The following is a 22,679-nucleotide window of genomic DNA, read 5'->3' as shown; positions in this document are numbered from 1 at the left end:
TGCCCACAGACCACGAGGGTCTGCGAACCGCATGCAGGCGTCGCCGATTTCTGCCGACAAGGATCCGAAGTGAGCAAATTCGAACAGCTCCGTGACTATCTGAAGAGCCAGACCGCGACGGAACTGGTCCTGAGCAACGAGCAGATCGAGGATCTCATCGGATTCGCTCTGCCGCGCGCGGCGCAGCGCGCCTCCTGGTGGGACTCGACGCGCGCGCCGGAGGAGAAAATGCCGCAGCGCGAGGCCTGCCTCGAAGCCGGCTATGTCGCGACCCGTCTGCCCGACGGCAAGGGCGTCCGCTTCCGCCGCATCAAGACCGAACGCCAGCGCAGGCCGTACTGAACTGCGGCAGGCGAACCTCGCTAGAGCAATTCATCGATTGATTGCAGCGATACGGCCCTGGCCAAATGCACTGCCTCCTCATCCTGAGGAGCCCGGCGAAGCCGGGCGTCTCGAAGGATGCGGCGACGCAGGGCCTGTGGCGCATGGTTCGAGACGGCGCTTCGCGCCTCCTCACCATGAGGTTGTGCCTGTGGTGAGTGCCCCGGAACGCCAGTGCTGATTCCATCAGGGACAGAACGGCTCTAGTTCTGCAGCCTGACGCCGAGCATCACCACGGTGGCGTTGTAACTGCCGCCGACGATGTTGGAATCGAGCTGATCGCGGCGCAGCGTGCCCTTGACCCAGAGCGAGCGATTGAGCTTGTAGACCAGATTACCTTCCAGCGAGGTGAAACGGTCGCTGCGGCCGGAGCCCTGATAGTCGTAGGTCGCATAGGTGAACTTGCCGATCGCGGTCAGCCAGCGGCGGAAATCGTGGTCGACTTCGGCGGTGTAGGTCCGCGTCAGCACGCCGGAGACGCCGAAGAGCGGGGATTCGTCGATCGTGGTGTCGGCGCCGAGCTTCACCGTGGTCAACGGCGTCATCGTCCAGATCAGCGAAGCGGTGGTGAGCAGGCCCTCGAGCTTGAGCAGCCGCGGATCGCTGTAGGTCCGCGACGCCCAGCCGATCGACGCCTCGCCGGTGAGCAGGCGCGTCAGCTCGAAGCTGGTGCCGCCCTTGACGTAGCCGCCATTGCTGTTGCGCCGAAACCCGTAACGATCGGTGGCGGTGTCGTGCTCCCGGGTGTCTGCCTGACCTTCGACGAACGGCTTCAGACCCGGCAGGATCTCGTAGCTGACGCGCCCGGTGCCGGCATATCTGTTGTAGTTGCGGTCGTTGTTGGTGTCGGTGCTGCCGTCGGTGAACACCGACTGCTGGTAGGCGCGGCGATCGACGCTGGCGATCCCGGTGAGCTGCAGCCGGTTGAAGGTCTGGTCGATGCCGCCGGACAATCCGGTCTGGGTGTAGATCGGATATTTCTGCAGGCCGACCTCGATGTTCGGGCTGCCGGGATTGTCGGTGCCGACGATCAGGCGGCCCTGCCCGAGCAGCCTGGTGTCGCGGGTGACGTCGAGCCGGCCGTCGATATGGCCGTCGAAGTCCGGCCGATCGAGATTGCGCGGCGCCGACGAAAATCCGCCGGCCGGATTGTTGAAGTCGTGGCCGTAGCCGGTGAAGGAGCCGCGCAGATCGGCGACCAGCGCGTGGCGCTCCCAGTCCGACGTCACCATCAGCTCCGGCGAGATCTTGTAGAAGCCGGAGGCCCGCGGATTGTTGGTGCGGCCGGGATTGGTGTCGTAGCCGCCGTTCAGTTCGAGCGCGCCCTTGAACAGGAAGCTGCCCGCATAGTCGCCGACCGGACCGAACGGATCGAGGTCGGGCTTGAGCCGGCGTCGGGTCGGCTGGCCGGGCAGCGTCCCGGCGAAAGCCGCCGCGACCGGAAGCTTCGCGGCATTCTGCGACGGTGGCAGCGGGCGGCCGGGCGGCGGCGCGGCGATCACCGCCCGCGAGCCCGGGCCGACCGCTTTCGGCTGGGGCGCGCCGGGAAAGGCCTTCGGCTTCTGGCGCTTGCGGCCGAGCGCATCGTAGCCGGTTCCAGCGGTTCCGAGGCTGGGCTGCATCCCGAAATTCGGCGCCCCGGTGAGGCGCGACGGGGTGGTTCTGTCTCTGCGGGGTTCGTCGTCGGTCGCATACGGATCGGCGGCGGTCGCGAGCCGCGGCGTCCGCTGCAGCGGCAGGTCCTGCGGCGAGACGAACGCGCCGCGCTCCGGCCGGAACAGGTCGCGGGTCAGGCTCTGCGCCTCGGCGTGCCCGGCCGCGCCGGTCAGCAGGCATGCGGCTGCCGCCCGCAGCAACGCTGCACGGCGGAGGCGGCCGGTTGCTGGCGCCGGGGTCACGATCACAAAACCTCAACGAAAACAATTTCTTGCACGCGAAAACCGAGCCACCCGGAGGACCGGTGGCGGCGATCATCGTTAATGGAGTAAAAACGTTTATGGTTAAGGAGGAGTTGAGACCGGCGGCGAACGATCGGTTGAGAACCTCTCCGGACCGCGGCCGGGCGCGTCGCATCCCGTGCGACGGCATGCTAGGAAGGGCCCCGGCCACACCTCGGCTTGACGCTTCGGGACCCTGCATGGCTCTTTCCAAACCCCGCACCACGAAATCCGCGATGACCGACCTCGCTGCCGCCGCGATCCCTTCGGCCCTGCGCACGCTGGAGGCGGAAGCCGATGGCGTCACCGCGCTCGCCGCGGCGCTGCAGTCCGACCTCGGCGGCGCCTTCGCCGCGGCGATCGAGACGATCCGCACCGCCAAAGGCCGGCTGATCATCACCGGGCTCGGCAAATCCGGCCATATCGGCCGCAAGATCGCGGCGACCTTCGCCTCGACCGGCACGCCGGCGTTCTTCGTCCACGCCTCGGAAGCCAGCCATGGCGACCTCGGCATGATCACCGCCGACGACATCATTCTCGCGATGTCGTGGTCCGGCGAGCAGCCGGAAATGAAGAACCTGATCAGCTACGCCAAGCGGTTCAAGATCGCGCTGATCGCGATGACCTCCGATTGCGGCTCGACGCTGGCCACGGCCGCAGATATCTCGCTGACGCTGCCGAAGGCGCGCGAGGCCTGCCCGCACAATCTGGCGCCGACCACCTCGTCGCTGATGATGCTGGCGCTCGGCGACGCCATCGCGATCGCGCTGCTGGAGGGCCGCGGCTTCACCTCGACCGATTTCAGCGTGCTGCACCCCGGCGGCAAGCTCGGCGCGATGCTGAAATACGCCCGCGACCTGATGCACACCGGCGACGCGGTGCCGCTGAAGCCGCTCGGCACCAAAATGTCGGACGCGCTGGTCGAGATGTCGGCCAAGGGCTTCGGCTGCGTCGGCATCGTCGACGCCAAGGGTCACGTCGCGGGCATCGTCACCGACGGCGATCTGCGCCGCCACATGCGGCCGGACCTGATGACCGCCACCGTCGACGAGGTGATGACCAAGCGGCCGAAGACGATCAGCCCCGGCCTGCTCGCCGGCGAGACGCTGGAACTGCTGAACTCCTCGAAGATCACCGCGCTGCTGGTGACCGAAGGCAACAAGCCGGTCGGCGTCGTCCACCTGCACGACCTGCTGCGCGCGGGCGTGGCGTAGACAACGCTTGGTGCCAGAGCCTAACCGCGTGCTCTGAGCCCGCCACACACTCGGCCCTCATCCTGAGGAGCCGCGGCGAAGCTCGAAGAGCGAAGCCGGGGCGTCTCGAAGGATGGCCGCAAGTCCGTGCCGCTCATGGTTCGAGACGGCGCTACGCGCCTCCTCACCATGAGGACGGAGGCAGCAGGGCTACACCGCCGCCACGATCAGATTCACCCCGTCCGCGTGGACGATCTTCACGCGGCTGCCGGCGGGGGCGTCGGGGCCGGTGACGCGCCAGAAGGTGTCGTCGATCCGCACCGTGCCGACGCCGCCCTCGATCGGTTTTTCCAGGGTGAAGACGCGACCGACCAGCGCATCGGAGCGGCGGTTGAGGAACGGGTTGGTGGCGCTGGATTCGGCCGTGCCGCCGCGCGCCATCCGCCGCCACAGCGGCACCGCGGCGACCGCCAGCGCGGCGAACAGCAGCGCCTGCGCCTGCCATGACAGCGCCAGCACCGAAGCCAGCGCGAAAGTCGCGACGCCGGTCAGCAGCGCGGCGAGGCCGAGCCAGAATAGAAAGACCCCCGGCGCCAGCAGCTCCAGCGCCATCAGGATGAAGCCGGCGATCAGCCAGTTCCAGGAGCCGAGCGCGACAAACAATTCAGCCATGGCTGCACCTCAGAGTCTCGCCGAAAGCATCGGCCTTTCTCGCCCGTTATCGTGCCGCGTCGTTCGCCCGTCCATCCCCGTCATGGCCGGGCTCGTCCCGGCCATCCACGGTCTTCCCGCAACATCCGCCGAAGGCGTGGAGCCCGGGACGAGCCCGGGCATGACGAGTGGAGAGACCGTACTCGCCTAACGGGCGTTGTTACGGGCGTTAGGACGTCTTCGTCGGCCCGGCCGGCGGCACCGAGCCGCGGCGGGCGGCGGCCTGCGAGGTCGCGGCCTCGCCGAACGTCGCCTTGGCGATCTCGCCGATGCCGGCGAGCGAGCCGAGCATGCTCATCGCCTCGACCGGCAGCATGATCACCTTCTGGTTCGGCGATTCGGCGAGCTGGCCGAACGCCTTGATGTATTTGTCGGCGATGAAGTAGTTCAGCGCCGCGACGTCGCCCTTGGAAATCGCGTCGCTGACCATCTGGGTCGCGCGCGCTTCGGCCTCGGCGGAGCGCTCGCGGGCCTCGGCGTCGCGGAACGCGGCCTCGCGGCGCCCCTCGGCCTGCAGGATCTGGCCCTGCTTGGCGCCCTCGGCCCGCAGGATTTCCGACTGCCGCGCGCCCTCGGCCTGCAAAATGTCGGCGCGCTTGACGCGCTCGGCCTTCATCTGCCGGCCCATCGCCTCGACCAGATCGGCCGGCGGCACGATGTCCTTGATCTCGATGCGGTTGACCTTGATGCCCCACGGCGACACCGCGGCGTCGACGACGCGCAGCAACCGCTCGTTGATCTCGTCGCGATGCGACAGCACCTGGTCGAGATCCATCGAGCCCATCACCGAGCGGATGTTGGTCATGGTCAGCACGATGATCCCCTGATCGAGATTGGAGACCTCGTAGCTCGCTTTAGCCGCGTCGAACACCTGGAAGAAGGCGACCCCGTCCACCGTGACGGTGGCGTTGTCCTTGGTGATGACTTCCTGCTGCGGAATCTCGATCACCTGCTCCATCACGTTCATCTTGCGGCCGACGCGATCAAAATAGGGAATGATCAGATTGAGCCCCGGCGCCAGCGTCCGGGTGAATTTGCCGAACCGCTCGATCGTCCAGTTGTAGCCCTGCGGCACGGTCTTGACGCCGGCGAACAGCGTCAGGATCACCAGCAGCACGAGAAGGATGGAAAAAATATCGAAGCCAGACAGGTCGTACATGCAACGTCTCCTCCGGCGGAGTGTGTCCGCATCGGGCCACCCGAGCGGCCATGGCAATACGCACGCCGGGCCGGCGCAACCGGTCATGGGTCGCCTGATTGTGATGTAAGGTTCGAGCGCGCGGAAAGCGAGCGTGATCGCAAGGCGAGGCGGCGGTATCGTGCGCGGCCGTGAAGCCGGCCCTCGGAGCCGGCCGCCTACAGCCAACCCTGCAGTTCGCGCATCACCAACTGCCGGATCACCTGAATGCCGTCATCGCTGTCGTTGAGGCAGGGGATCGCGGAGAATTCCTGGCCGCCATTGTGCATGAAGATCTCGGCGTTCTCCTGCGCGATTTCTTCCAGCGTCTCGAGGCAGTCCGCGGCGAAGCCCGGCATCACCACCGCGAGTTTGCGCACGCCGTCCTTGGCGAGTTTCTCGATGGTCTTGTCGGTGTAAGGCTGCAGCCACTCGTTGAAGCCGAAGCGTGACTGGAATGTCAGCAGCAGCTTCTTGTCGTCCAGCCCCATCCGCTCGCGCAGAGCGTCGACGGTGGCGACGCATTGCGTCTGATACGGATCCCCTTTGTCGATATAGGACTGCGGCATGCCGTGAAACGACGCCACGATCATCTCGGGCTCGAACGGCAGCGTCGAAAGATGCGTATTGATCGAATTCGCCAGCGCCTCGATATAGGCCTCGTCGCGGTAGTAAGGCGGCGTCACCCGCAGCGTCGGCTGGGCGCGCAATTCGCGCAGCACACGAAACGCCTGGTCGCACACCGTCGCCGAGGTCGCCGCCGAATACTGGGGATAAAGCGGCACCACGAGCAGTCGCGAGCAGCCTTGCGCCAGCAGCGCCTCGATCCGGTCCCGCATCGAGGGATTGCCGTAGCGCATCGCCCAATCCACCATCAGATGGCTGCGATCGCTCAGCGACGCCGCGAGCTTCTCGGCCTGCGCGCGGGTGATGGTCTTCAGCGGCGACTCGTTCTTCTCCTGGTTCCAGATCTTCTGGTAGTCCTTGGCCTTGCGGGCCGGACGGGTGTTCAGGATGATGCCGTTCAGCGCCAGTTTCCAGAAAATCCCCTGATTCTCGATCACCCGCGGGTCCGACAGGAACTCGCGCAGATAGACCCGCACGCCCTTGGTGTCGCAACTGTCCGGGGTGCCGAGATTGACCAGCAATACGCCGACGCGCTCCGGCGCAGGTGCCAGGGCGGGCGCAGGGCCGTGAATGGGAACAATCACCGTCATGATGCTGATTGGCATCGCGCTTTGGCCTATTGTTGTCAAGACGACGCGATGACCGCGGGGTGGCCAGCCGCCGCGCCGGATCGCATCATCCCGTAGCTATGAAACGATCTACGAACGACAACCGATCCGGTTTGCTGCAATCGCACGATTGCTCGAATTTAGAGCGCCCTGGTTAAAGACAGGTCACGCGCTCGGCGGCGACGTAACCTAGTAGAAGCCCGATGCCGAACAGCAGCACCAGCCCTGCCGCGCCGAATTCGACGCCGCGCATGAACAGGACTCCGCCGCCGGCATGACCCGCGGCAAGCCGCCGCGCCACGCCCTTGGCGGACACCGCGATGGTGGCGATGGTCGCCACCGTGATGGCGGTTCCGAGCCCCATCACGAAGGTCGCGGCGATCCCGGCCCAGAACATGCCCTGGGCCAGCGCGAATACCAGCACCAGGATCGCGCCGGAGCACGGCCGGATGCCGACCGTCAGCACCGCGCCCAGCCCGCGCCGCCAGCCGCCGGGACCGGCCAGTTCCGCCGGCGCCGGGCCATGCGAATGCCCGCAATGATCGCAGGATTCGTCATGCGCATGGGCGTGATCATGACCATGATGATCGTGCGCGTGAGCTTGATCGTGGTGAGCGTGATCGTGGCCATGACTGTGGCCGTGATCGTGATGGTCGTGGCCGGCATGGGCCTGCAGCGCATGCGAATCGCCGTGGCCGTGCGCATGACCGTGATCATGGGAGTGGGCATGGGACGCCGCGCCCGCATGGGCCATCGCCGGGACGCCGGCCAGCGCCAGGCCCGGCTTGCGCATGCTGCCCTGCAGCGCGCGAAAGAACCCGCCGCCCTTGCTCCACACCAGCCGCGCGCCGAACAGCGCGATCAGCGCATAGCTGCCGATCTCGATCGCCCGTTCGGCGCTGCACATCGTCTTCGCGGTGGCGTTGAGCAGCCATGCGCAGATGCCGACGATCAGCACCGCGACCAGCGCCTGCATCAGCGCCGAGACGAACGACAGCACGATGCCGCGCCGCGCCGTCTCTTCATTGGCGATCATGTAGGACGAGATCACCGCCTTGCCGTGGCCGGGGCCCGCGGCATGGAAGATGCCGTAGGCGAACGAAATCCCGAGCAGCGTCCAGACCGCGCTGCCGTCCGCCTTCGCGGCGCGAATCGTCGCCGACATCTGCTTGTAGAACGCCGATTGCTGCGCCAGCAGCCAGCCGATGATCCCGCCGGCCTGCGGCTCGGGCGCGGCCTTCGGCGCGCCGAACGGGTTCTGCGCCAGCGCGCTGTGCAGCGTAGCGTCGGCGAGGAGCCCGGCGGCGAGCAGCGCGAAGCAGAGCAGCGTCAGCGACCGCGGCGACCACCTCTCCCCGTCATTGCGAGCGAAGCGAAGCAATCCAGAGGCGGCACGCGCGGTGCTGGATTGCTTCGTCGCGGAGCCTGTGCCCGGACAGCGCGTAGCGCTGATCCGGGTGGTCCTCGCAATGACGGTGCGGGACGGTTGCAAACCCGCGGGCCTGCCGGCTTCGTTCGATCGCATCACGGGCACTTGACCTCGATCTTGTTCGCGAACATCGCGCCGTAGTTGGAGTTGTCGCCGCTTAGGAAATTGTCTTCCGACATCCGCTGTGCGGTGGCCGTGCCGTCATTTGGACGTTGGAATTTGATCGCGCAGCCGGCCGGCGCGCCGGCGAGCTTGACCGGGTCCTTTTCGACGAAGGTGAAGTCGATGAAATAACTCGGGTCGAACACTTCGACCGCCATCTCCTTGCTCTTCACCGGCGCCTTCAGCGGCAGGAAGAAGTGCAGCGTCAGCACGCTGTTGGTGACGTCGAGATAGTAATCGACCGGCTCGTTGAACTTCTGCTTCTTGCCTTCGGCCTTGGCGAAGGTGAAGAACGCGAACTCCTTCAGCGACTCGACGTTGGTCTGGGCCAGCGGCGCCAGTTCCTCGCGGGTGTAGACGCCCTTCTGCTTGGTCTCGATCCCTTGCAGCGCATAGGTCGAGAACATGTCGTCGAACGCCCAGGAATGGCGCACGCCGGTCAGCGCGCCGTCCGGTCCGTAGACCAGTTCGCTGGTCGCGGTGATCCAGACATGCGGATGAGCGTGGGCGGCGGCGACGCCGGCCGACAGCGTCAGCGCGGCCGCGAGCGCGGTTCGAATGACGGCTAGGCGAAGCAAGCCGAGCATGGCGCTACGCGGCCTCCGGGGTTTCGAGCAGGCCGCGCCGGCGCAGCAGCGCGTCGGGCTCCGGCGGCCGGCCGCGGAAGGCGATATAGGCCTCCTCTGGATCGCGCGAGCCGCCCGAGGCGTAGATGTCGTCGCGCAGCCGCTTCGCCACCTTGGGATCGAAGATGTCGCCGGCCTCCTCGAACGCGCCGAAGGCGTCGGCGTCCATCACCTCGCTCCACATGTAGCTGTAATAGCCCGAGGCGTAGTGATCGCCGGAGAAGATGTGGCCGAACTGGGTCGGCCGGTGGCGCATCGCGATCTCGTCCGGCATGCCGATCTTGTCGAGCTCGCGGCGCTCGAATTCGCGGACCTCACCGACGCTCGCGGCCGGCTGGGTGTGGAATTCGAGATCGAGCAGCGCCGACGACACGAACTCCACCGTGGCGAAGCCCTGGTTGAATTTTCGCGCGGCGATGAAGCGCTGCAGCAGATCGTCCGGCAGCGGCTCGCCGGTCTGGTAGTGCCGGGCGAAGCGCTGCAGCACCTCGGGCCGCTCCTGCCAGTGCTCGTAGAGCTGCGACGGCAGTTCGACGAAATCGGTGAACACGCTGGTGCCGGACAGCGACGGATAGGTCACGTCGGACATCATGCCGTGCAGGCCGTGGCCGAATTCGTGAAACAGCGTGCGGGCGTCGTCGGGCGACAGCAGAGAGGGTTCGCCGTCGGCGCCTTTCGAGAAGTTGCAGACGTTGATGATCAGCGGCGCGACCGCGCCGTCGAGCTTCTGCTGGTCGCGCAGCGAGGTCATCCAGGCGCCGGAGCGCTTCGACGGCCGGGCGTAATAGTCGCCGTAGAACAAGCCACGATGCGCACCGTCGGCGTCCTTGACTTCCCAGACGCGAACATCGGGATGCCACACCGGCACGTCCTTGCGCTCGGCGAAGGTGACGCCGAACAGCCGGGTCGCGGTGTCGAAGGCCGCGGCGATCATGTTGTCGAGCGACAGATACGGCTTGATCGCGGAATCGTCGAAATTGGCGCGGCGCTGGCGCAGCTTCTCGGCGTAGAAGCGCCAGTCCCACGGCGCCAGCTTGAAGTTGCCGCCTTCTTCCGTGACCAGTTCCTGCAACGCGTCGCGGTCGGCCATCGCGCGGGCGCGCGCCGGCTTCCACACCCGTTCCAGCAGGCCGCGCACCGCCTCCGGCGTCTTGGCCATGGAATCCTCCAGCCGGTAGGCCGCGAAGGTCGGATAGCCGAGCAGCTTGGCGCTCTCCTCGCGCAGGCCGAGGATCTCGCCGATCAGCGCGTTGTTGTCGTTGGCGTTGCCGTTGTCGCCGCGGGCGATGAAGGCGCGGTAGGCCTTCTCGCGCAGATCGCGGCGGCTGGACATTTTCAGGAACGGCTCGACCGAGGAACGCGACAGCGTCACCACCGCCCTGCCGGGCAGCCCGCGCTCCTCCGCGGCGGCCTTGGCTGCGGCGACGAAACTGTCGGGCAGCCCGTCATAATCGCCCTCGCCGATCTCCATGAACCAGTCCTGCTCGTCGCCGAGCAGATGATGGCTGAAATCGGTGCCGAGTTGCGCGAGCCGCTCGTTGATCTCGGCCATGCGCTTCTTCGCGGCCTCGTCGAGGCCGGCGCCGGAGCGGTGGAAGCGGGTGTAGGTGCGCTCCAGCAGACGGCGCTCCTCGGATGTCAGCGTCAACTCGGCACGCCTGTCGTGCAGCGCGGCGATGCGGCCGAACAGCACCGCGTTCATCATGATCGGATTCCAGTGTCGCGCCATCCGCAGCGACACGTCCTTGTCGATCTCCAGCAGCGCCGGATTGGAGTGCGCCGAGACCAGATCGTAGAACACCGCCGCGACCCGGTTCAGCAGCTTGCCGGAGCGCTCCAGCGCCGTGACGGTGTTGGCGAAGTCCGGCTCGGTCGGATCGTTGGTGATCGCGGCGATCTCGGCGGCGTGGTCGGCGAACGCCTGCTCGAACGCCGGCAGGAAGTGCTCGGGCGCGATCTCGGTGAATGGCGGGGTTTCGAACGGCGTGGTCCAGGCCTGCAACAGCGGATTGCCGGCGCTGGTCGGTGCGGCAATCGGTCCAGTGCTTTCAGACATCAAGGGATCCTGCTTTGGGCGTCGAGAATTGCGAACATATAGCACCGGGTGGGGCTTTTTTGCGCCCCGACCGCCGTCCGGTCACGGATTATTCACCCCGCGCAGCGCCGCACTGCTGACACTTTGCGGGATCATCGGCTTTGGCTTGCCGCGGCGGACTTTTTCAGAGAGATTGCGCCGCCCAACAGGACACCGACCGATGAGCAAGCTCCAGAACCCGAACGCGCCCCGTCAGATCGCCTGGCCGAGCGTCGTCACCGTGATCAGCGCCGCGATCCTGATCGGCGCCGAGGTGTTCGGCGCCGCCTTCGCGGGTGGCTGGGCGCTGGGGATCCTGTTCGGGCTCGAGGGCGGCGCCACCCAGATTCTGCAGGCGGTGCTGTTCGTGCTCGGCGTCGTCGTGATGGTGGCGTTCATCCGCAACGCGCAGCGGATCGAGCCGTTCTTCAAACGCGCCTGAGCGCGCGCGCTTCAAACGCGCCTGAGCGCTCTCGCTTCAAACGCGCCTGAGCGCTACCGCTTCAAACGCGCCTGAGCGCGCGCTTCAAACGAATCCAAGCTCTGTCACAATCGATCCCGTCGCGTACCTGGATGCGGCGCGACGATCGTATCAAATCAGCCGACGTGCATTTCGCGCCTGTGCCGCGCTGGTTTCCGGGCTTGCAGCGCGCTACGCCCGGCTGCCGGATCTTCAGCACTTGTTAGTGATCTTGAACAGCCGTTCATGCTGAGGCGAAGATCCGTGACTTATCAGCAACGCTGCGCGCACGCGTTGGAGAAATCTCGCGCAGGGTCAAAAAACCTCTTGCAGACCCGGACTGAAACACCTATCTCCGGTCTTGCCCAATTTCGCACGTGCCTGTGGTCGTGTGTCGATCGGTAGGTATCCGGACAAGAGGCCGGACAGCCGCCAAGGGATGAAGAAGCCGAGGGTCTCGTGGTCTCAGGATCATGTGGCCAGCATCTCTCTCAAGAGATGCCGTTGAAGGTGACTTTTTCTCTTGCAACCGTGATCGGCAGCCGGAGGCGAACCGGCGCACCCCGCTCTCAACGGGGGACGCGACTTAAAGCAACGACGGATCGGGCTTTTTTGGTCTCTGTTGGCTTTCCATCAGCCAGCGCGAATACCGAAGAGGCTTGTCCTTCATTGCCAGGTGTGCGGGCGGGATCACTCCCTTCCAATCCACGGCAGAACAGTTCGGTCTGAGCGATTTGCTGCGTTGCGCCTCCATCGCGTGACGTGGCCGAAGCGCTTCGACCGTGATCCGTTTTGAGTCCGTCCATCGCTGGGCGGCTGGGAGAGTGCTATGACCGAACGTATCCAGGAATTCCTCCGCGCCCGCCGCAACGAAGGTCAGGACGTCGAACCGTGCCTGGTCGTCGACCTCGAGGTCGTGCGCGACAACTTCCAGAGCTTCGCCAAGGCGTTGCCGGACAGCCGCGTGTTCTATGCCGTGAAGGCGAACCCGGCGCCGGAAGTGCTGTCGCTGCTGGCCTCGATGGGTTCGTGCTTCGACTGCGCCTCGGTGCAGGAGATCCAGATGGCGCTCGACGCAGGTGCGACTCCTGACCGGATCTCGTTCGGCAACACGATCAAGAAGGAACGCGACATCGCGCGCGCCTTCGCGCTCGGCATCAACCTTTATTCGGTCGATTGCAGCGCCGAAGTCGAGAAGATCGCCCGCGTCGCCCCCGGCGCCCGCGTGTTCTGCCGCATCCTGTACGATTGCGCCGGCGCCGAGTGGCCGCTGTCGCGCAAGTTCGGCTGCGATCCGGAGATGGCGGTCGACGTGCTCGATCTCGCCAAGCGTCTCGGCCTGGAGCCCTATGGCATCTCGTTCCATGTCGGCTCGCAGCAGCGCAAGGTGAAGGCGTGGGACCGCGCGCTGGCGATGGCGTCGTCGGTGTTCCGTGACTGCGCCGAGCGCGGCATCAACCTGTCGATGGTCAATATGGGCGGCGGCTTCCCGACCAAGTACCTGAAGGAAGTGCCGGCCGTGGTGCAGTACGGACGCTCGATCTTCCGGGCGCTGCGCAAGCACTTCGGCAACCAGATCCCGGAGACCATCATCGAGCCGGGTCGCGGCATGGTCGGCAACGCCGGCATCATCGAGACCGAAGTCGTTCTGATCTCGAAGAAGAGCGACGAGGACGATGTGCGCTGGGTCTATCTCGACATCGGCAAGTTCGGCGGTCTCGCCGAGACGATGGACGAGTCGATCCGCTACGCGATCAAGTCGCGCCATGACGGCGCCGAGATGACGCCCTGCGTGCTCGCCGGCCCGACCTGCGATTCGGCCGACGTGATGTACGAGAAGTTGCCGTACCCGCTGCCGGTGACGCTCGAGATCGGCGACAAGCTGCTGATCGAAGGCACCGGCGCGTATACGTCGACCTACTCGGCGGTGGCCTTCAACGGCTTCCCGCCGCTGCGGACCTACCACATCTGAGGGTAGGCCCTCTCCACCTCCGCCGCACGCGGAGGTGGCGTTGAGACAATCGAGGCCGGCTTGCCGGCCTCTCCCTGTCACATGCAAGTTTGCTGACAACACGCTGCCGGTGCGCGCACCGGACCGCGTGGGGATCGACGTGCCATGATGAACGCTCGGACCACCCTGACTGCCCTGAACGTCGCAGCTCTTCCGTTCGCGATCCGTGCGGAAAAGAGCTCCGATATTGCTGCGCGTGAGCGCCTGTTGGATGCGTGTTTCGGCCAAGGCCGGCATGCGCGCACCTGCCAGCGTTTGCGTGATGGACGCGCGCCCGCGGAAGGCCTCGCCTTCTCCGCGGTCCGTCAGGGTCGGCTGGTGGGCACCGTGCGTCTCTGGCATGTCGACGCAGGGGGCCGGGCCGCACTCGTGCTCGGCCCCCTCGCCGTCGATTCGTCGTGCCGCGAGTTCGGCGTCGGCGGCGCGCTGATGCGCGCGGCGCTGGCGGAAGCGGCTGCGCGCGGCCACGGCGCGGTGATCCTGCTCGGCGACGCGCCGTATTACGCGCGGTTCGGCTTCACGGCTGATAAGATGGGCTTGCTGGCGCTGCCGGGTCCGTTCGAGCGCGACCGCCTGCTCGGCCTCGAACTGCGGGAGGGCGCGCTCGACGGCGCGGCCGGCCTGATCATCGCCACCGGTGCCGCCGCCAAGCCGGCGCGCACCGAACGGGCGCGTCTTCGTCGCGCCGCGTAAGGAGAGTCCTATGCGTTTTCTGCGTTTTCCACGCCCGACCCATCGCGTCTTCGCACCGCGCGATCCGGCCAAGCGGCCGCGCGTCACGGTGCTGGTACTCACCGTGTTCGTGCTCAAGATCGCCGTCGACGCCTTGCGTCGGCGCTGGACCCGTGGGGCCGAGACAACCGCAGCCTAGCCCAATCGTGTGTCAGGGCTGAGACAGTTTCGGCTTTGATTTGCTCGGCTTTGATTTGCTCGGCCTTGATTTGCAGAACCAGACGCGGCATTGGCTGCCGATCTCCCTCAGTTCCAGGAATATTCGATGTCGCGTCGCCTGATTTCCACCGGATCGCCATTCGAGAAGACCGCCGGCTACAGCCGCGCTGTGGTCGACGGCGATTTCGTCTTCGTTTCCGGCACCACCGGCTACGACTACACCACGATGACGCTGCCCGAGGACGTCACGGCGCAGACCCGCAACTGCTTCAAGACGATCGGCGCGGCGCTCGCGGAAGCCGGCTTCGCGATGGAAGACATCGTGCGCGCGACCTACTACATCACCGACCCGAAGGACGCCGATGCGGTGTTCGCGGTGTGCGGCGAGAATCTCGCCGAGATCCGCCCCGCGGCGACGATCGTGGCGGTCGCCGGCCTGTACAAGCCGGAAATGAAGATCGAAATCGAAGTCACCGCCAAGCGCCGCAGCTAAGTCTTGCTACTTCCACAATAATCGGCTCCCCGTTGACTTTGCGGCGGGGAGCCCCCAGGTTTCCTGAACCATGACGAATTTGCCCCGCAACCGTTTGACGCTGCGCGCCGGTCGCCTTCACGCAGGAAGGTGACCCGGACGCGCGCGTGCGCGATCCGGGCCTTACGATTTCGTCGACCTCCCCGTTTCTTCCCGTTCTGACACCATCCCGAGATGCCGGCGCGCACAGTGCGTCCGGCGTGACAGGAGCCGTAAGCGATGAATCAGTCGATTGTTCTTCAGCGCCCGCCGATCGTTCTTCGCAGCCGCGACGCCGAACGGCTCGGCCAGCTCGCCGAGGTTGCTGCGCAGCGCCACCCGGCGACGGCCGATTTTCTCGCCGGCGAAGTGGCGCGCGCCGAGGTGGCGCCGGATGGCGCAGCGCTGCCGGGCATCGTCTGCATGGACTCCGAGCTGACCTTCCGGGACGAAAGCACCGGCAAGGAGAAGCACGTCGCGCTGGTGTATCCGCCCGACGCCGATGTCGAGGCCGGCCGCATTTCGGTATTGACCCCGATCGGAGCGGCGCTTATCGGCCTCTCCGTCGGGCAGTCGATCACCTTCGAAACGCCGTCGGGCGAGCGGCGCTCCCTGACGGTACTCAGCGTGTCCGAGCCGAACTGACTGCACCAAACTGACTGCGTCGACCTGATTGCCGCCGAGGTGACATCCGAATTTCACCCCGCCGTCGTATTCCCGATCCGTCCCGACCGCCGTAGCGGTATCGCCCCGTCCACCCCTGTCCGGAGTTCATCCCTGATGTCGTCCACTTCGAAGATTCACGCCAAGATCACCGGCCCCATCGTGATGATCGGCTTCGGCTCGATCGGCAAAGGCACCCTGCCGTTGATCGAGCGGCACTTCGAGTACGACAAGGACCGTTTCGTCATCATCGATCCGCACGAGGACGGCGAACTGGCGAAGAAGCACGGCGTGCGCTTCATCAGCGAGGGCGTCACCCGCGACAACTACCGCGAACTGCTGATCCCGCTCCTGACCAAAGGCGGCGGCCAGGGCTTCTGCGTCAACCTGTCGGTCGATACCTGCTCGGTCGACATCATGACGATGTGCCAGGAGATCGGCGCGCTCTATATCGACACCGTGATCGAGCCTTGGCTCGGCTTCTATTTCGACAAGAGCGCCGGCCCGGAGAAGCGCTCCAACTACGCGCTGCGCGAGACCCTGCTGGCCGCCAAGGCCAAGGCCGGCGAAGGCACCACCACCGCGGTGTCCACCTGCGGCGCCAATCCCGGCATGGTGTCGTGGTTCGTCAAGCAGGCGCTGATCGACATCGCCCGCGACACCGGTACAGAAATCAACGAGCCGAAGAGCCGCGAAGGCTGGGCGCAGCTCGCGCACAAGCTCGGCGTCAAGGGCATCCATATCGCCGAGCGCGACACCCAGCGCGCCAAAAATCCGAAGCCGATGAACGTGTTCGTCAACACCTGGTCGGTCGAAGGCTTCGTCTCCGAGGGCCTGCAGCCGGCCGAGCTCGGCTGGGGCACCCACGAGACCTGGATGCCGGACAACGGCCGCACCCACACCGAGGGCTGCGGCGCTGCGATCTATCTGCTGCAGCCCGGCGCCAACACCCGCGTTCGCTCGTGGTGCCCGACGCCGGGCGCGCAATACGGCTTCCTCGTCACCCACAACGATTCGATCTCGATCGCCGATTACTTCACGGTGCGCGACGGCCAGAACGTGGTGTATCGCCCGACCTGCCACTACGCCTATCATCCGGCCAACGACGCGGTGCTGTCGCTGCACGAGATGTTCGGCGCCGAGGGAAAGATGCAGCCGAAATGGCACATCCTCGACGAGAACGAGATCGTCGACGGCATCGACGAACTCGGCGTGCTGGTCTACGGCCACGCCAAGAACGCCTATTGGTACGGCTCGCAGCTCTCGATCGAGGAGACCCGCCGGGTCGCCCCGTATCAGAACGCCACCGGCCTGCAGGTGTCGTCGGCCGTGCTCGCCGGCATGGTGTGGGCGCTGGAGAATCCGGAAGCCGGCATCGTCGAAGCCGACGAGCTCGACTACAAGCGCTGCCTCGAAGTGCAGATGCCGTATCTCGGCCCGGTCAAGGGCTACTACACCGACTGGACCCCGCTCGCCGACCGCCCCGGCTTGTTCCCCGAGGACATCGACACCTCGGATCCGTGGCAGTTCCGCAACGTGCTGGTGCGCTGAGGCGACGAGGTCGCCTCAATCAGGCGATTTCAACGTCAGATAAGTACACGCGCCTCTCCCCAATCGCAGCGCGCCCCCTCTCCCGCTTGCGGGAGAGGGTTGGGGTGAGGGCGACGCGGGCACCGACTCAGCAAGCGCGGAGAGGCGTGCCCTCACCCGGATCGCTGCGCGATCCGACCTCTCCCGCAAGCGGGAGAGGTCGCGCCGTGCCAGCCATCGAGATTCCGGGTTCGCGAGCTGCGCTCGCGCCCCGGAATGACGGTTGAGAGATTGGTACTCAACTATCCGCGGGTCATTCCGGGGCGCGCATCGCGCGAACCCGGAATCTCGCCGGTCAGCGCCGCCACGGCGCAAACAAAATCCGGGCGCGCGCGAGGCGCGGCCCGGATCGAGGCAACACTTACTTTTCTTCAGCTCAACCCTTCGGCTGGATCGGCTCGCCCTTCTTTTCCGCGGGGGCGGGGGGCAGGGCGGGCCGGGTGCCGGCATCGATGGCGTCCTGATCTGGGCGCGCCGGCTGCGGCGCGATGTCGTGCGGCCTGGCGCCGGTCGTCGCCGGATCCGCAGGCGCGGTCGGCTTGGTCTCGGCGCCCGGCGTCGACTGCAGCGGCTGCGGAGTCGCCTGGGCAAACTGAAGCCGTCCGCTGGAATCGACCTGCGTCAGGGAAAGACCGGACATCGCCACGCCCGCGGCGATCAGCAAGCCCGCCAGCACCAGATCCCACTTCAATCCACGCTCTTTATCCGACGTCGCCATGATGATCCTCATCCCTTGCCTGCCGAAACAACGGACACAAGACGGCAACGTTCCGGTTCCGTACGCCGAACGGGTTCCGGATCCGTCGTATTTGAGCGACGCGGTGAATCAATCCTTAGTGCTGGTTTCCCAGGTCGCGTGATCGACGCCGGGCCGCCGGCCCATGTCGGCGACGACGACGTCGAGTTCCTTGGGCTCGACCGAGGTCGACACCAGGGTGGCGACGATCTCGACCTTGTCGGGCGCGAGGTCGGAAGTCTCGACCTCGATCTCGGCGACCGGATAGTCGGCTGCCTCGAGCCGCTGCTCGAGGTGATCGCGCAGGCTGTCGGCGGCCGCGCTCGCCGCGGTGAGGCGGACCGAATAGGTCGCTTCCGACGAGCGCTCGTCGAACGGGATGCGGTTGATGGCATTGACCAGCGGCCGCAGCAGCGTGTTGCCGGCGATCACGAACACGGTGAGCGCCACCGCCTGCGCCACCATGTCGGCCCCGGCGCAGCAGCCGACCGCGGCCGAACTCCACAGCGTCGCCGCGGTGTTGAGGCCGCGGACGTTCATGCCTTCTTTCATGATCACGCCGGCGCCGAGAAAGCCGATGCCGGAGACCACATAGGCCATGACATGCACCGCGCCGTCGACGCCCTTGAGATGCATGGCGAGATCGACGAAGGCGGCGGCGCCCACCGCCACCAGCACGTTGGTGCGCAGCCCGGCCGCACGGGTCCGATATTGCCGCTCGGCGCCGATCAGCATGCCGAGCACGAAGGCGGCGCAGAGGCTGATCAGCGTGTCGAGGAAGTCGAGAGTCTGGAAGGTGGCGAGGAAGCGCATGAGAACCGCCCGGTCGGGAACCGGCTTCCTCTTACAGCGTCAGCAACCCCGCTGCACCCTCCTCGTCGGCGAACGCCAGCAAAGTGCCGGCGGCATTCCACGCCAGCGCGGAAATCGGCGGCGTGCCGTTGCGCCGGACCAGGATTTCGGCGCCGTCGGTGAGCCGCACCATCAGCACGGTGCCGTCGCTGTAGCCGGCGGCGAGGATGTCCTGCTTGGGGTGGCACGCCACCATGCTGACGCGCGCCTGCAGCGGCGCCAGCATCGCCGGCTGCTTGCCCATCGGCCCGTCCTTGCTGGCGAACGGCCAGATGATGACGGCGTCGGCACCCGACGTGGCGAGGCCCTTGCCGCCGGCGTTCCACGCCATCGACCGCACCCGGCCGGGATAGCCGGTCATCCGCATATGCTTGGCGTCGGCGAGGCGCCAGCCGTGCAGCGCCGGCTCGTGCATCGAGGTCACCAGGAAGCGGTTGTCCGGGCTGAACATCACGCCGAGATGCGAGCCGGCCCATTCGAGCATTTCGGCGTTCGCCGCCATGTTGGGAAACCACAGCGTCACGCCGTTGTAGTGCGCGATCGCCAGCCGCATCCCCTTCGGCGCGAAGGCGAGGCCGCCGACCGTGGACGGCACCTCGAAGAACTTCTCCTCCGCCTTCGGCGCGCGGACGTAAGCGATCTTGCCCGACGACCACGCCACCGCGCCGTCCGGATGCAGCGCGACATTGTCGATCCAGCGCCGCTTGGCGTCGGTGGCGAACAGCTCGGCCTTGCCGCCGGCGTCGAGCAGCATCACCTTGCCGTCGTCGCCGCCGGTGACGATGCGCTTGCCGTCGGCGACCGAACTGAGAATCGCGCCGCCGTGCAGCGCGACCGTCGAGGTCTCGCCGCCGGGCGCGGCGAAGGTCGCGTTGTCTTCGGTGCCGATAAACACGGCGGTGTCGCCGAGGAAATGCACCGCATCGACCGGCGCGCCGATCGTGATCTCGCGAACGCGATCGGTGACCGAGACGATCGACGCCGCCTCGCCGGGCGTGTCGAACGCGCTCATTGGGCGACGCACTTCGCGAAGCCGTCGCGGATCGCCTGTTCGGGCAGTTCGCGACCGATGAACACGACGCGGCTTTCGCGCGGCTCGTCGTCCTTCCAGGGGCGCTGGTGATCGCCCTCGAGCATCATGTGCACGCCCTGAAACACGTAGCGGTCGTCGTCGCCCGCAAACGACAAGATCCCCTTGGAGCGCAGGATCTTGCCGCCTTCGGTCTGCACCAATTGCTGCAGCCAGGGCATGAATTTCGCCGGGTCGACCGGCTTGTCGCTCCTCAGCGACAAGGATTGCATGTCCTCGTCGTGATAGTGCTTCAGACCATGGCCGTGGTCGTGATGATGGTGACCGTGATCGTGATCGTGATCGTGATCATGGTGATGGTCGTGATCGTCGCCGGCTTCGAGGAATTCCGGCTCGATCTCCAGAATGCGGTCGAGATCGAACGCGCCGCGGTCGAGCACGTCGGCGATCGGGATCTGGCAGCGTTCGGTGTGATGCAGCCGGGCATAGGGATTGATCGCGCGGATCCGCGCCTCGACCTCGGCGAGTTCGGCCTTGCTGACGAGATCGGTCTTGTTGAGCACGATGACGTCCGCGAAGGCGATCTGGTTCTTGGCCTCGGGCGCATCCTTGAGGCGGTCGCTCAGCCATTTGGCGTCCGCCACCGTCACCACCGCGTCGAGCCGCGCGCTCGCCATCACGTCCTCGTCGACGAAGAAGGTCTGCGCCACCGGCGCCGGATCGGCGAGCCCGGTGGTCTCGACGATGATCGCGTCGAACTTGCCCTTGCGCTTCATCAGCCCGCCGAGGATCCGGACCAGGTCGCCGCGCACGGTGCAGCAGACGCAGCCATTGTTCATCTCGAACACTTCCTCGTCGGCGCCGATGATCAGGTCGTTGTCGATGCCGATCTCGCCGAACTCGTTGACGATCACCGCGTATTTCTTGCCGTGGTTCTCCGACAGGATGCGGTTCAGCAGCGTCGTCTTGCCGGCGCCGAGATAGCCGGTGAGCACGGTGACGGGAATTTTCGAGGCGGCGGAATTCGTCATCAGGCAGGTGCTCCAGAACGAGCCCTCATCCTGAGGAGCGCACGACTGCGCGCATCTCGAAGGATGAGAGTGAAGGCGTTGTTTTCATCCAGCGAGACGCCCGTGCCTTACGGAAGACGTGGCGGCGGGCCCCTCGGGATGAGGCGAGGCAAGCGCGGCTAATGGGCCAGGGCGCTCGTCAGCGTCCTTATATTGTGCCTGACCATGTCAATGTAAGTGGGGGCGTCGCCGTTTTCGGCCGTCAGGCTGTCGGAATACAGCGTCCCGCCGATCTTGGCGCCGGTCTCGGCGCTGATCCGCTGCATCAGCCGCGGGTCGCTGATGTTCTCCAGGAACACCGCCGGCACCTTGTCCTTGCGGATCTGCCTGATGATGGTGGCGACGTCGCGGGCGCTGGCTTCGGATTCGGTCGAGACGCCCTGCGGGGCGATGAAGGTGACCCCGTAGGCGTCGGCGAAATAGCCGAACGCCTCGTGGGTCGAGATCACCTTGCGGCGGGCGGCGGGAATCGCCGCGACGGCGGCGCGGACGTCGCGGTCGAGCGCGTCGAGCTTGCCGAGATAGGCATCGGCATTGGCCCGGTAAGCATCGGCGCCGCCCGGATCGGCGGCGATCAGCGCGTCGCGAATGTTCGCCACGTAGATCCCGGCATTGCGCACCGACTGCCAGGCGTGCGGATCGGTCTTGCCGTGATCATGGGCGTGCCCGCTTTTGTCGTGGCCGCCCTTGTCATGACCGGCATGGTCGTGATCGTCGTCGCCGTCCGCCTCGCGTGCCTTGACCCCCTTGGTCGCGGTGACGATGGTGGCCTTGCCGCCTGACGACTGCACCAGCCGCGGCAGCCAGCCTTCGAGGCCGAGGCCGTTGACCACCACCAGCTTGGCGTCGGCGATGGTCTTGGCGTCGGTCGGCGACGGCGTATAGACGTGAGCGTCGCCGTTCGGCCCGACCAGCGTCGTGACCTCGACGCGATCGCCGCCGACATTGCGGACGAAATCGCCGAGAATCGAAAAGCTCGCGACCACGCGGATCCGGTCGTCCGCCTGCGCCGGCGCCGCCATCAGCAGCGCCGCTATCACCATCACACCCCAACGGATCATCGCACTCAAGCCTCCAGATGGCGGCCGGGAAACAGCTTGCGAACCACGCCCCCGGACCGGCCGAAGAAAAGCGAAACCAGATAGATCACCGCGGCGACCAGAATGATCGCGGGCCCCGACGGCAGCCCGGCGTGATACGACAGCACCAGGCCGCAATAGCCCGACAGCATCGCGCTGCCGACCGCCACCAGCATCATTCCCGAGATGTCGCGCGCCCAGAATTTGGCGATGCCGGCCGGCAGGATCATCAGCCCGACCGCCAGCAGCGTGCCGAGGGCGTGAAAGCCGTTGACCAGATTGATCACCACCAGCGCCATGAAGATCAGATGCGCCGGCGCGCCGGCGCGGCTGACGGTGCGCAGAAACAGCGGGTCGACGCATTCGATCACCAGCGGCCGCCAGATCACCGCCAGCGCCAACAGCGTCAGCGTGGCGTTGAAGGTGATCACCAGCAGCGTGCGGTCGTCCATCGCCAGGATGTTGCCGAACAGCACGTGCAGCAGGTCGATATTGGTGCCGCGCATCGACACGATGGTGACGCCGACCGCGAGCGACATCAGATAGAACGCCGCCAGGGAGGCGTCCTCCTTCAGTTCGGTGACGCGCGACACCACGCCGGCCAGGATCGCCACCGCGAAGCCGGCGATCAGCCCGCCGAACGTCATCGCGAACAGATTGAGGCCGGACAGCAGGAAGCCGATCGCGGCGCCGGGCAGGATGGCGTGCGCCATCGCGTCGCCGACCAGGCTCATCCGCCGCAGCATCAGGAACACGCCGATCGGCGCGCCGCCGAGCGACAGCGCGACGATGCCGGCGAGCGCCCGGCGCATGAATTCGAACTCGGTGAAGGGCGCGATCAGCGTCTCGTGGAGAAACATG

22 protein-coding genes are annotated in these 22,679 nt (G+C 66.3%); 9 read left to right on the top strand and 13 right to left on the bottom strand.

Going from position 1 to position 22,679, the window contains the following annotated elements:
• Positions 1-69: 69 nt before the first annotated feature.
• Positions 70-342, top strand: a complete 273-nt coding sequence (locus tag SR870_RS21400; protein WP_322515508.1) for a hypothetical protein — start codon at positions 70-72, stop codon at positions 340-342.
• A 242-nt stretch (positions 343-584) separates the two neighbouring features.
• Here SR870_RS21400 and SR870_RS21395 read toward each other — a convergent pair whose 3' ends face one another.
• Complete coding sequence (locus tag SR870_RS21395; RefSeq protein ID WP_322515507.1) at positions 585-2,279, bottom strand: outer membrane beta-barrel protein; 1,695 nt, start codon at positions 2,277-2,279, stop codon at positions 585-587.
• Positions 2,280-2,518: 239 nt separating this feature from the next.
• Between SR870_RS21395 and SR870_RS21390 the strand changes: the two genes are divergently transcribed.
• Positions 2,519-3,532 carry a KpsF/GutQ family sugar-phosphate isomerase gene (locus SR870_RS21390; protein ID WP_322515506.1) on the top strand — a complete coding sequence of 338 codons (1,014 nt, stop codon included), beginning with the start codon at positions 2,519-2,521 and terminating at the stop codon, positions 3,530-3,532.
• Positions 3,533-3,721: 189 nt separating this feature from the next.
• On the opposite strand, the gene SR870_RS21385 is transcribed toward SR870_RS21390, so the two are convergent.
• The 6 genes from SR870_RS21385 to SR870_RS21360 all read right to left on the bottom strand — a co-directional run bounded on the left by SR870_RS21385 (position 3,722) and on the right by SR870_RS21360 (position 10,907).
• A complete protein-coding gene (locus tag SR870_RS21385; protein WP_322515505.1) occupies positions 3,722-4,183 on the bottom strand; it encodes an NfeD family protein in 462 nt (153 codons plus the stop codon).
• Between the two features lie 208 nt (positions 4,184-4,391).
• Complete coding sequence (locus SR870_RS21380; RefSeq protein ID WP_322518342.1) at positions 4,392-5,372, bottom strand: SPFH domain-containing protein; 981 nt, start codon at positions 5,370-5,372, stop codon at positions 4,392-4,394.
• 206 nt (positions 5,373-5,578) lie between these two features.
• The gene (hemH, locus tag SR870_RS21375) at positions 5,579-6,616 is read right to left on the bottom strand and encodes a ferrochelatase (protein WP_322518341.1); all 1,038 of its coding nucleotides are present in this window, start codon (positions 6,614-6,616) and stop codon (positions 5,579-5,581) included.
• Positions 6,617-6,788: 172 nt separating this feature from the next.
• Complete coding sequence (locus SR870_RS21370; RefSeq protein ID WP_322518340.1) at positions 6,789-7,967, bottom strand: nickel/cobalt transporter; 1,179 nt, start codon at positions 7,965-7,967, stop codon at positions 6,789-6,791.
• Between the two features lie 191 nt (positions 7,968-8,158).
• Positions 8,159-8,812, bottom strand: a complete 654-nt coding sequence (locus tag SR870_RS21365) for a DUF1007 family protein (RefSeq protein WP_322515504.1) — start codon at positions 8,810-8,812, stop codon at positions 8,159-8,161.
• A gap of 4 nt (positions 8,813-8,816) precedes the next feature.
• Entirely contained in the window at positions 8,817-10,907 is a 2,091-nt protein-coding gene (locus tag SR870_RS21360) for a M3 family metallopeptidase (protein ID WP_322515503.1), read from the bottom strand.
• Positions 10,908-11,106: 199 nt separating this feature from the next.
• Between SR870_RS21360 and SR870_RS21355 the strand changes: the two genes are divergently transcribed.
• From SR870_RS21355 to SR870_RS21325, 7 genes are all read left to right on the top strand, one after another.
• Positions 11,107-11,367, top strand: a complete 261-nt coding sequence (locus SR870_RS21355; protein WP_322515502.1) for a hypothetical protein — start codon at positions 11,107-11,109, stop codon at positions 11,365-11,367.
• An 847-nt stretch (positions 11,368-12,214) separates the two neighbouring features.
• Positions 12,215-13,357, top strand: a complete 1,143-nt coding sequence (locus SR870_RS21350) for a type III PLP-dependent enzyme (protein ID WP_322515501.1) — start codon at positions 12,215-12,217, stop codon at positions 13,355-13,357.
• Between the two features lie 144 nt (positions 13,358-13,501).
• The gene (locus tag SR870_RS21345) at positions 13,502-14,089 is read left to right on the top strand and encodes an N-acetyltransferase (protein ID WP_322515500.1); all 588 of its coding nucleotides are present in this window, start codon (positions 13,502-13,504) and stop codon (positions 14,087-14,089) included.
• A 10-nt stretch (positions 14,090-14,099) separates the two neighbouring features.
• Complete coding sequence (locus SR870_RS21340; RefSeq protein ID WP_322515499.1) at positions 14,100-14,267, top strand: hypothetical protein; 168 nt, start codon at positions 14,100-14,102, stop codon at positions 14,265-14,267.
• A gap of 126 nt (positions 14,268-14,393) precedes the next feature.
• On the top strand, positions 14,394-14,780 hold the full coding sequence (locus SR870_RS21335; protein WP_322515498.1) for a RidA family protein: 387 nt from the start codon (positions 14,394-14,396) through the stop codon (positions 14,778-14,780).
• Positions 14,781-15,038: 258 nt separating this feature from the next.
• Positions 15,039-15,443, top strand: coding sequence for a nucleoside diphosphate kinase regulator (rnk, locus tag SR870_RS21330; protein ID WP_322515497.1), 405 nt, complete (start codon positions 15,039-15,041; stop codon positions 15,441-15,443).
• Positions 15,444-15,578: 135 nt separating this feature from the next.
• Complete coding sequence (locus SR870_RS21325; protein ID WP_322515496.1) at positions 15,579-17,012, top strand: homospermidine synthase; 1,434 nt, start codon at positions 15,579-15,581, stop codon at positions 17,010-17,012.
• Between the two features lie 415 nt (positions 17,013-17,427).
• Here SR870_RS21325 and SR870_RS21320 read toward each other — a convergent pair whose 3' ends face one another.
• The 6 genes from SR870_RS21320 to SR870_RS21295 form a co-directional block, all read right to left on the bottom strand.
• On the bottom strand, positions 17,428-17,769 hold the full coding sequence (locus SR870_RS21320) for a hypothetical protein (protein ID WP_322515495.1): 342 nt from the start codon (positions 17,767-17,769) through the stop codon (positions 17,428-17,430).
• A 108-nt stretch (positions 17,770-17,877) separates the two neighbouring features.
• The gene (locus SR870_RS21315) at positions 17,878-18,600 is read right to left on the bottom strand and encodes an MgtC/SapB family protein (RefSeq protein WP_322515494.1); all 723 of its coding nucleotides are present in this window, start codon (positions 18,598-18,600) and stop codon (positions 17,878-17,880) included.
• 31 nt (positions 18,601-18,631) lie between these two features.
• Positions 18,632-19,651, bottom strand: coding sequence for a WD40 repeat domain-containing protein (locus SR870_RS21310; protein ID WP_322515493.1), 1,020 nt, complete (start codon positions 19,649-19,651; stop codon positions 18,632-18,634).
• On the bottom strand, positions 19,648-20,700 hold the full coding sequence (locus tag SR870_RS21305) for a GTP-binding protein (RefSeq protein ID WP_322515492.1): 1,053 nt from the start codon (positions 20,698-20,700) through the stop codon (positions 19,648-19,650). Before SR870_RS21305 ends, SR870_RS21310 begins: the two co-directional genes overlap by 4 nt.
• Before the next feature lie 158 nt (positions 20,701-20,858).
• On the bottom strand, positions 20,859-21,800 hold the full coding sequence (locus SR870_RS21300; RefSeq protein WP_322515491.1) for a metal ABC transporter substrate-binding protein: 942 nt from the start codon (positions 21,798-21,800) through the stop codon (positions 20,859-20,861).
• 5 nt (positions 21,801-21,805) lie between these two features.
• On the bottom strand, positions 21,806-22,678 hold the full coding sequence (locus SR870_RS21295) for a metal ABC transporter permease (RefSeq protein ID WP_322515490.1): 873 nt from the start codon (positions 22,676-22,678) through the stop codon (positions 21,806-21,808).
• Position 22,679 lies beyond the last annotated feature (1 nt).

Source organism: Rhodopseudomonas palustris (genome assembly GCF_034479375.1).
GTDB classification, from domain to species: domain Bacteria; phylum Pseudomonadota; class Alphaproteobacteria; order Rhizobiales; family Xanthobacteraceae; genus Rhodopseudomonas; species Rhodopseudomonas palustris_M.
Note: the sequence above shows the minus strand (reverse complement) of the source record. Positions and strands in the feature narration are given on the sequence as shown.

Excerpts from the sequence above, each read along its gene's own strand:
- SR870_RS21320 (WP_322515495.1), bottom strand. The coding sequence starts at position 17,769 with ATGGCGACGTCGGATAAAGAGCGTGGATTGAAGTGGGATCTGGTGCTG.
- SR870_RS21390 (WP_322515506.1), top strand. The coding sequence starts at position 2,519 with ATGGCTCTTTCCAAACCCCGCACCACGAAATCCGCGATGACCGACCTC.
- SR870_RS21305 (WP_322515492.1), bottom strand. The coding sequence starts at position 20,700 with ATGACGAATTCCGCCGCCTCGAAAATTCCCGTCACCGTGCTCACCGGC.
- SR870_RS21345 (WP_322515500.1), top strand. The coding sequence starts at position 13,502 with ATGATGAACGCTCGGACCACCCTGACTGCCCTGAACGTCGCAGCTCTT.
- SR870_RS21315 (WP_322515494.1), bottom strand. The coding sequence starts at position 18,600 with ATGCGCTTCCTCGCCACCTTCCAGACTCTCGACTTCCTCGACACGCTG.
- SR870_RS21300 (WP_322515491.1), bottom strand. The coding sequence starts at position 21,800 with ATGATCCGTTGGGGTGTGATGGTGATAGCGGCGCTGCTGATGGCGGCG.
- hemH (WP_322518341.1), bottom strand. The coding sequence starts at position 6,616 with ATGACGGTGATTGTTCCCATTCACGGCCCTGCGCCCGCCCTGGCACCT.
- rnk (WP_322515497.1), top strand. The coding sequence starts at position 15,039 with ATGAATCAGTCGATTGTTCTTCAGCGCCCGCCGATCGTTCTTCGCAGC.
- SR870_RS21325 (WP_322515496.1), top strand. The coding sequence starts at position 15,579 with ATGTCGTCCACTTCGAAGATTCACGCCAAGATCACCGGCCCCATCGTG.
- SR870_RS21340 (WP_322515499.1), top strand. The coding sequence starts at position 14,100 with ATGCGTTTTCTGCGTTTTCCACGCCCGACCCATCGCGTCTTCGCACCG.
- SR870_RS21360 (WP_322515503.1), bottom strand. The coding sequence starts at position 10,907 with ATGTCTGAAAGCACTGGACCGATTGCCGCACCGACCAGCGCCGGCAAT.
- SR870_RS21365 (WP_322515504.1), bottom strand. The coding sequence starts at position 8,812 with ATGCTCGGCTTGCTTCGCCTAGCCGTCATTCGAACCGCGCTCGCGGCC.
- SR870_RS21385 (WP_322515505.1), bottom strand. The coding sequence starts at position 4,183 with ATGGCTGAATTGTTTGTCGCGCTCGGCTCCTGGAACTGGCTGATCGCC.
- SR870_RS21335 (WP_322515498.1), top strand. The coding sequence starts at position 14,394 with ATGTCGCGTCGCCTGATTTCCACCGGATCGCCATTCGAGAAGACCGCC.
- SR870_RS21295 (WP_322515490.1), bottom strand. The coding sequence starts at position 22,678 with ATGTTTCTCCACGAGACGCTGATCGCGCCCTTCACCGAGTTCGAATTC.
- SR870_RS21310 (WP_322515493.1), bottom strand. The coding sequence starts at position 19,651 with ATGAGCGCGTTCGACACGCCCGGCGAGGCGGCGTCGATCGTCTCGGTC.
- SR870_RS21355 (WP_322515502.1), top strand. The coding sequence starts at position 11,107 with ATGAGCAAGCTCCAGAACCCGAACGCGCCCCGTCAGATCGCCTGGCCG.
- SR870_RS21350 (WP_322515501.1), top strand. The coding sequence starts at position 12,215 with ATGACCGAACGTATCCAGGAATTCCTCCGCGCCCGCCGCAACGAAGGT.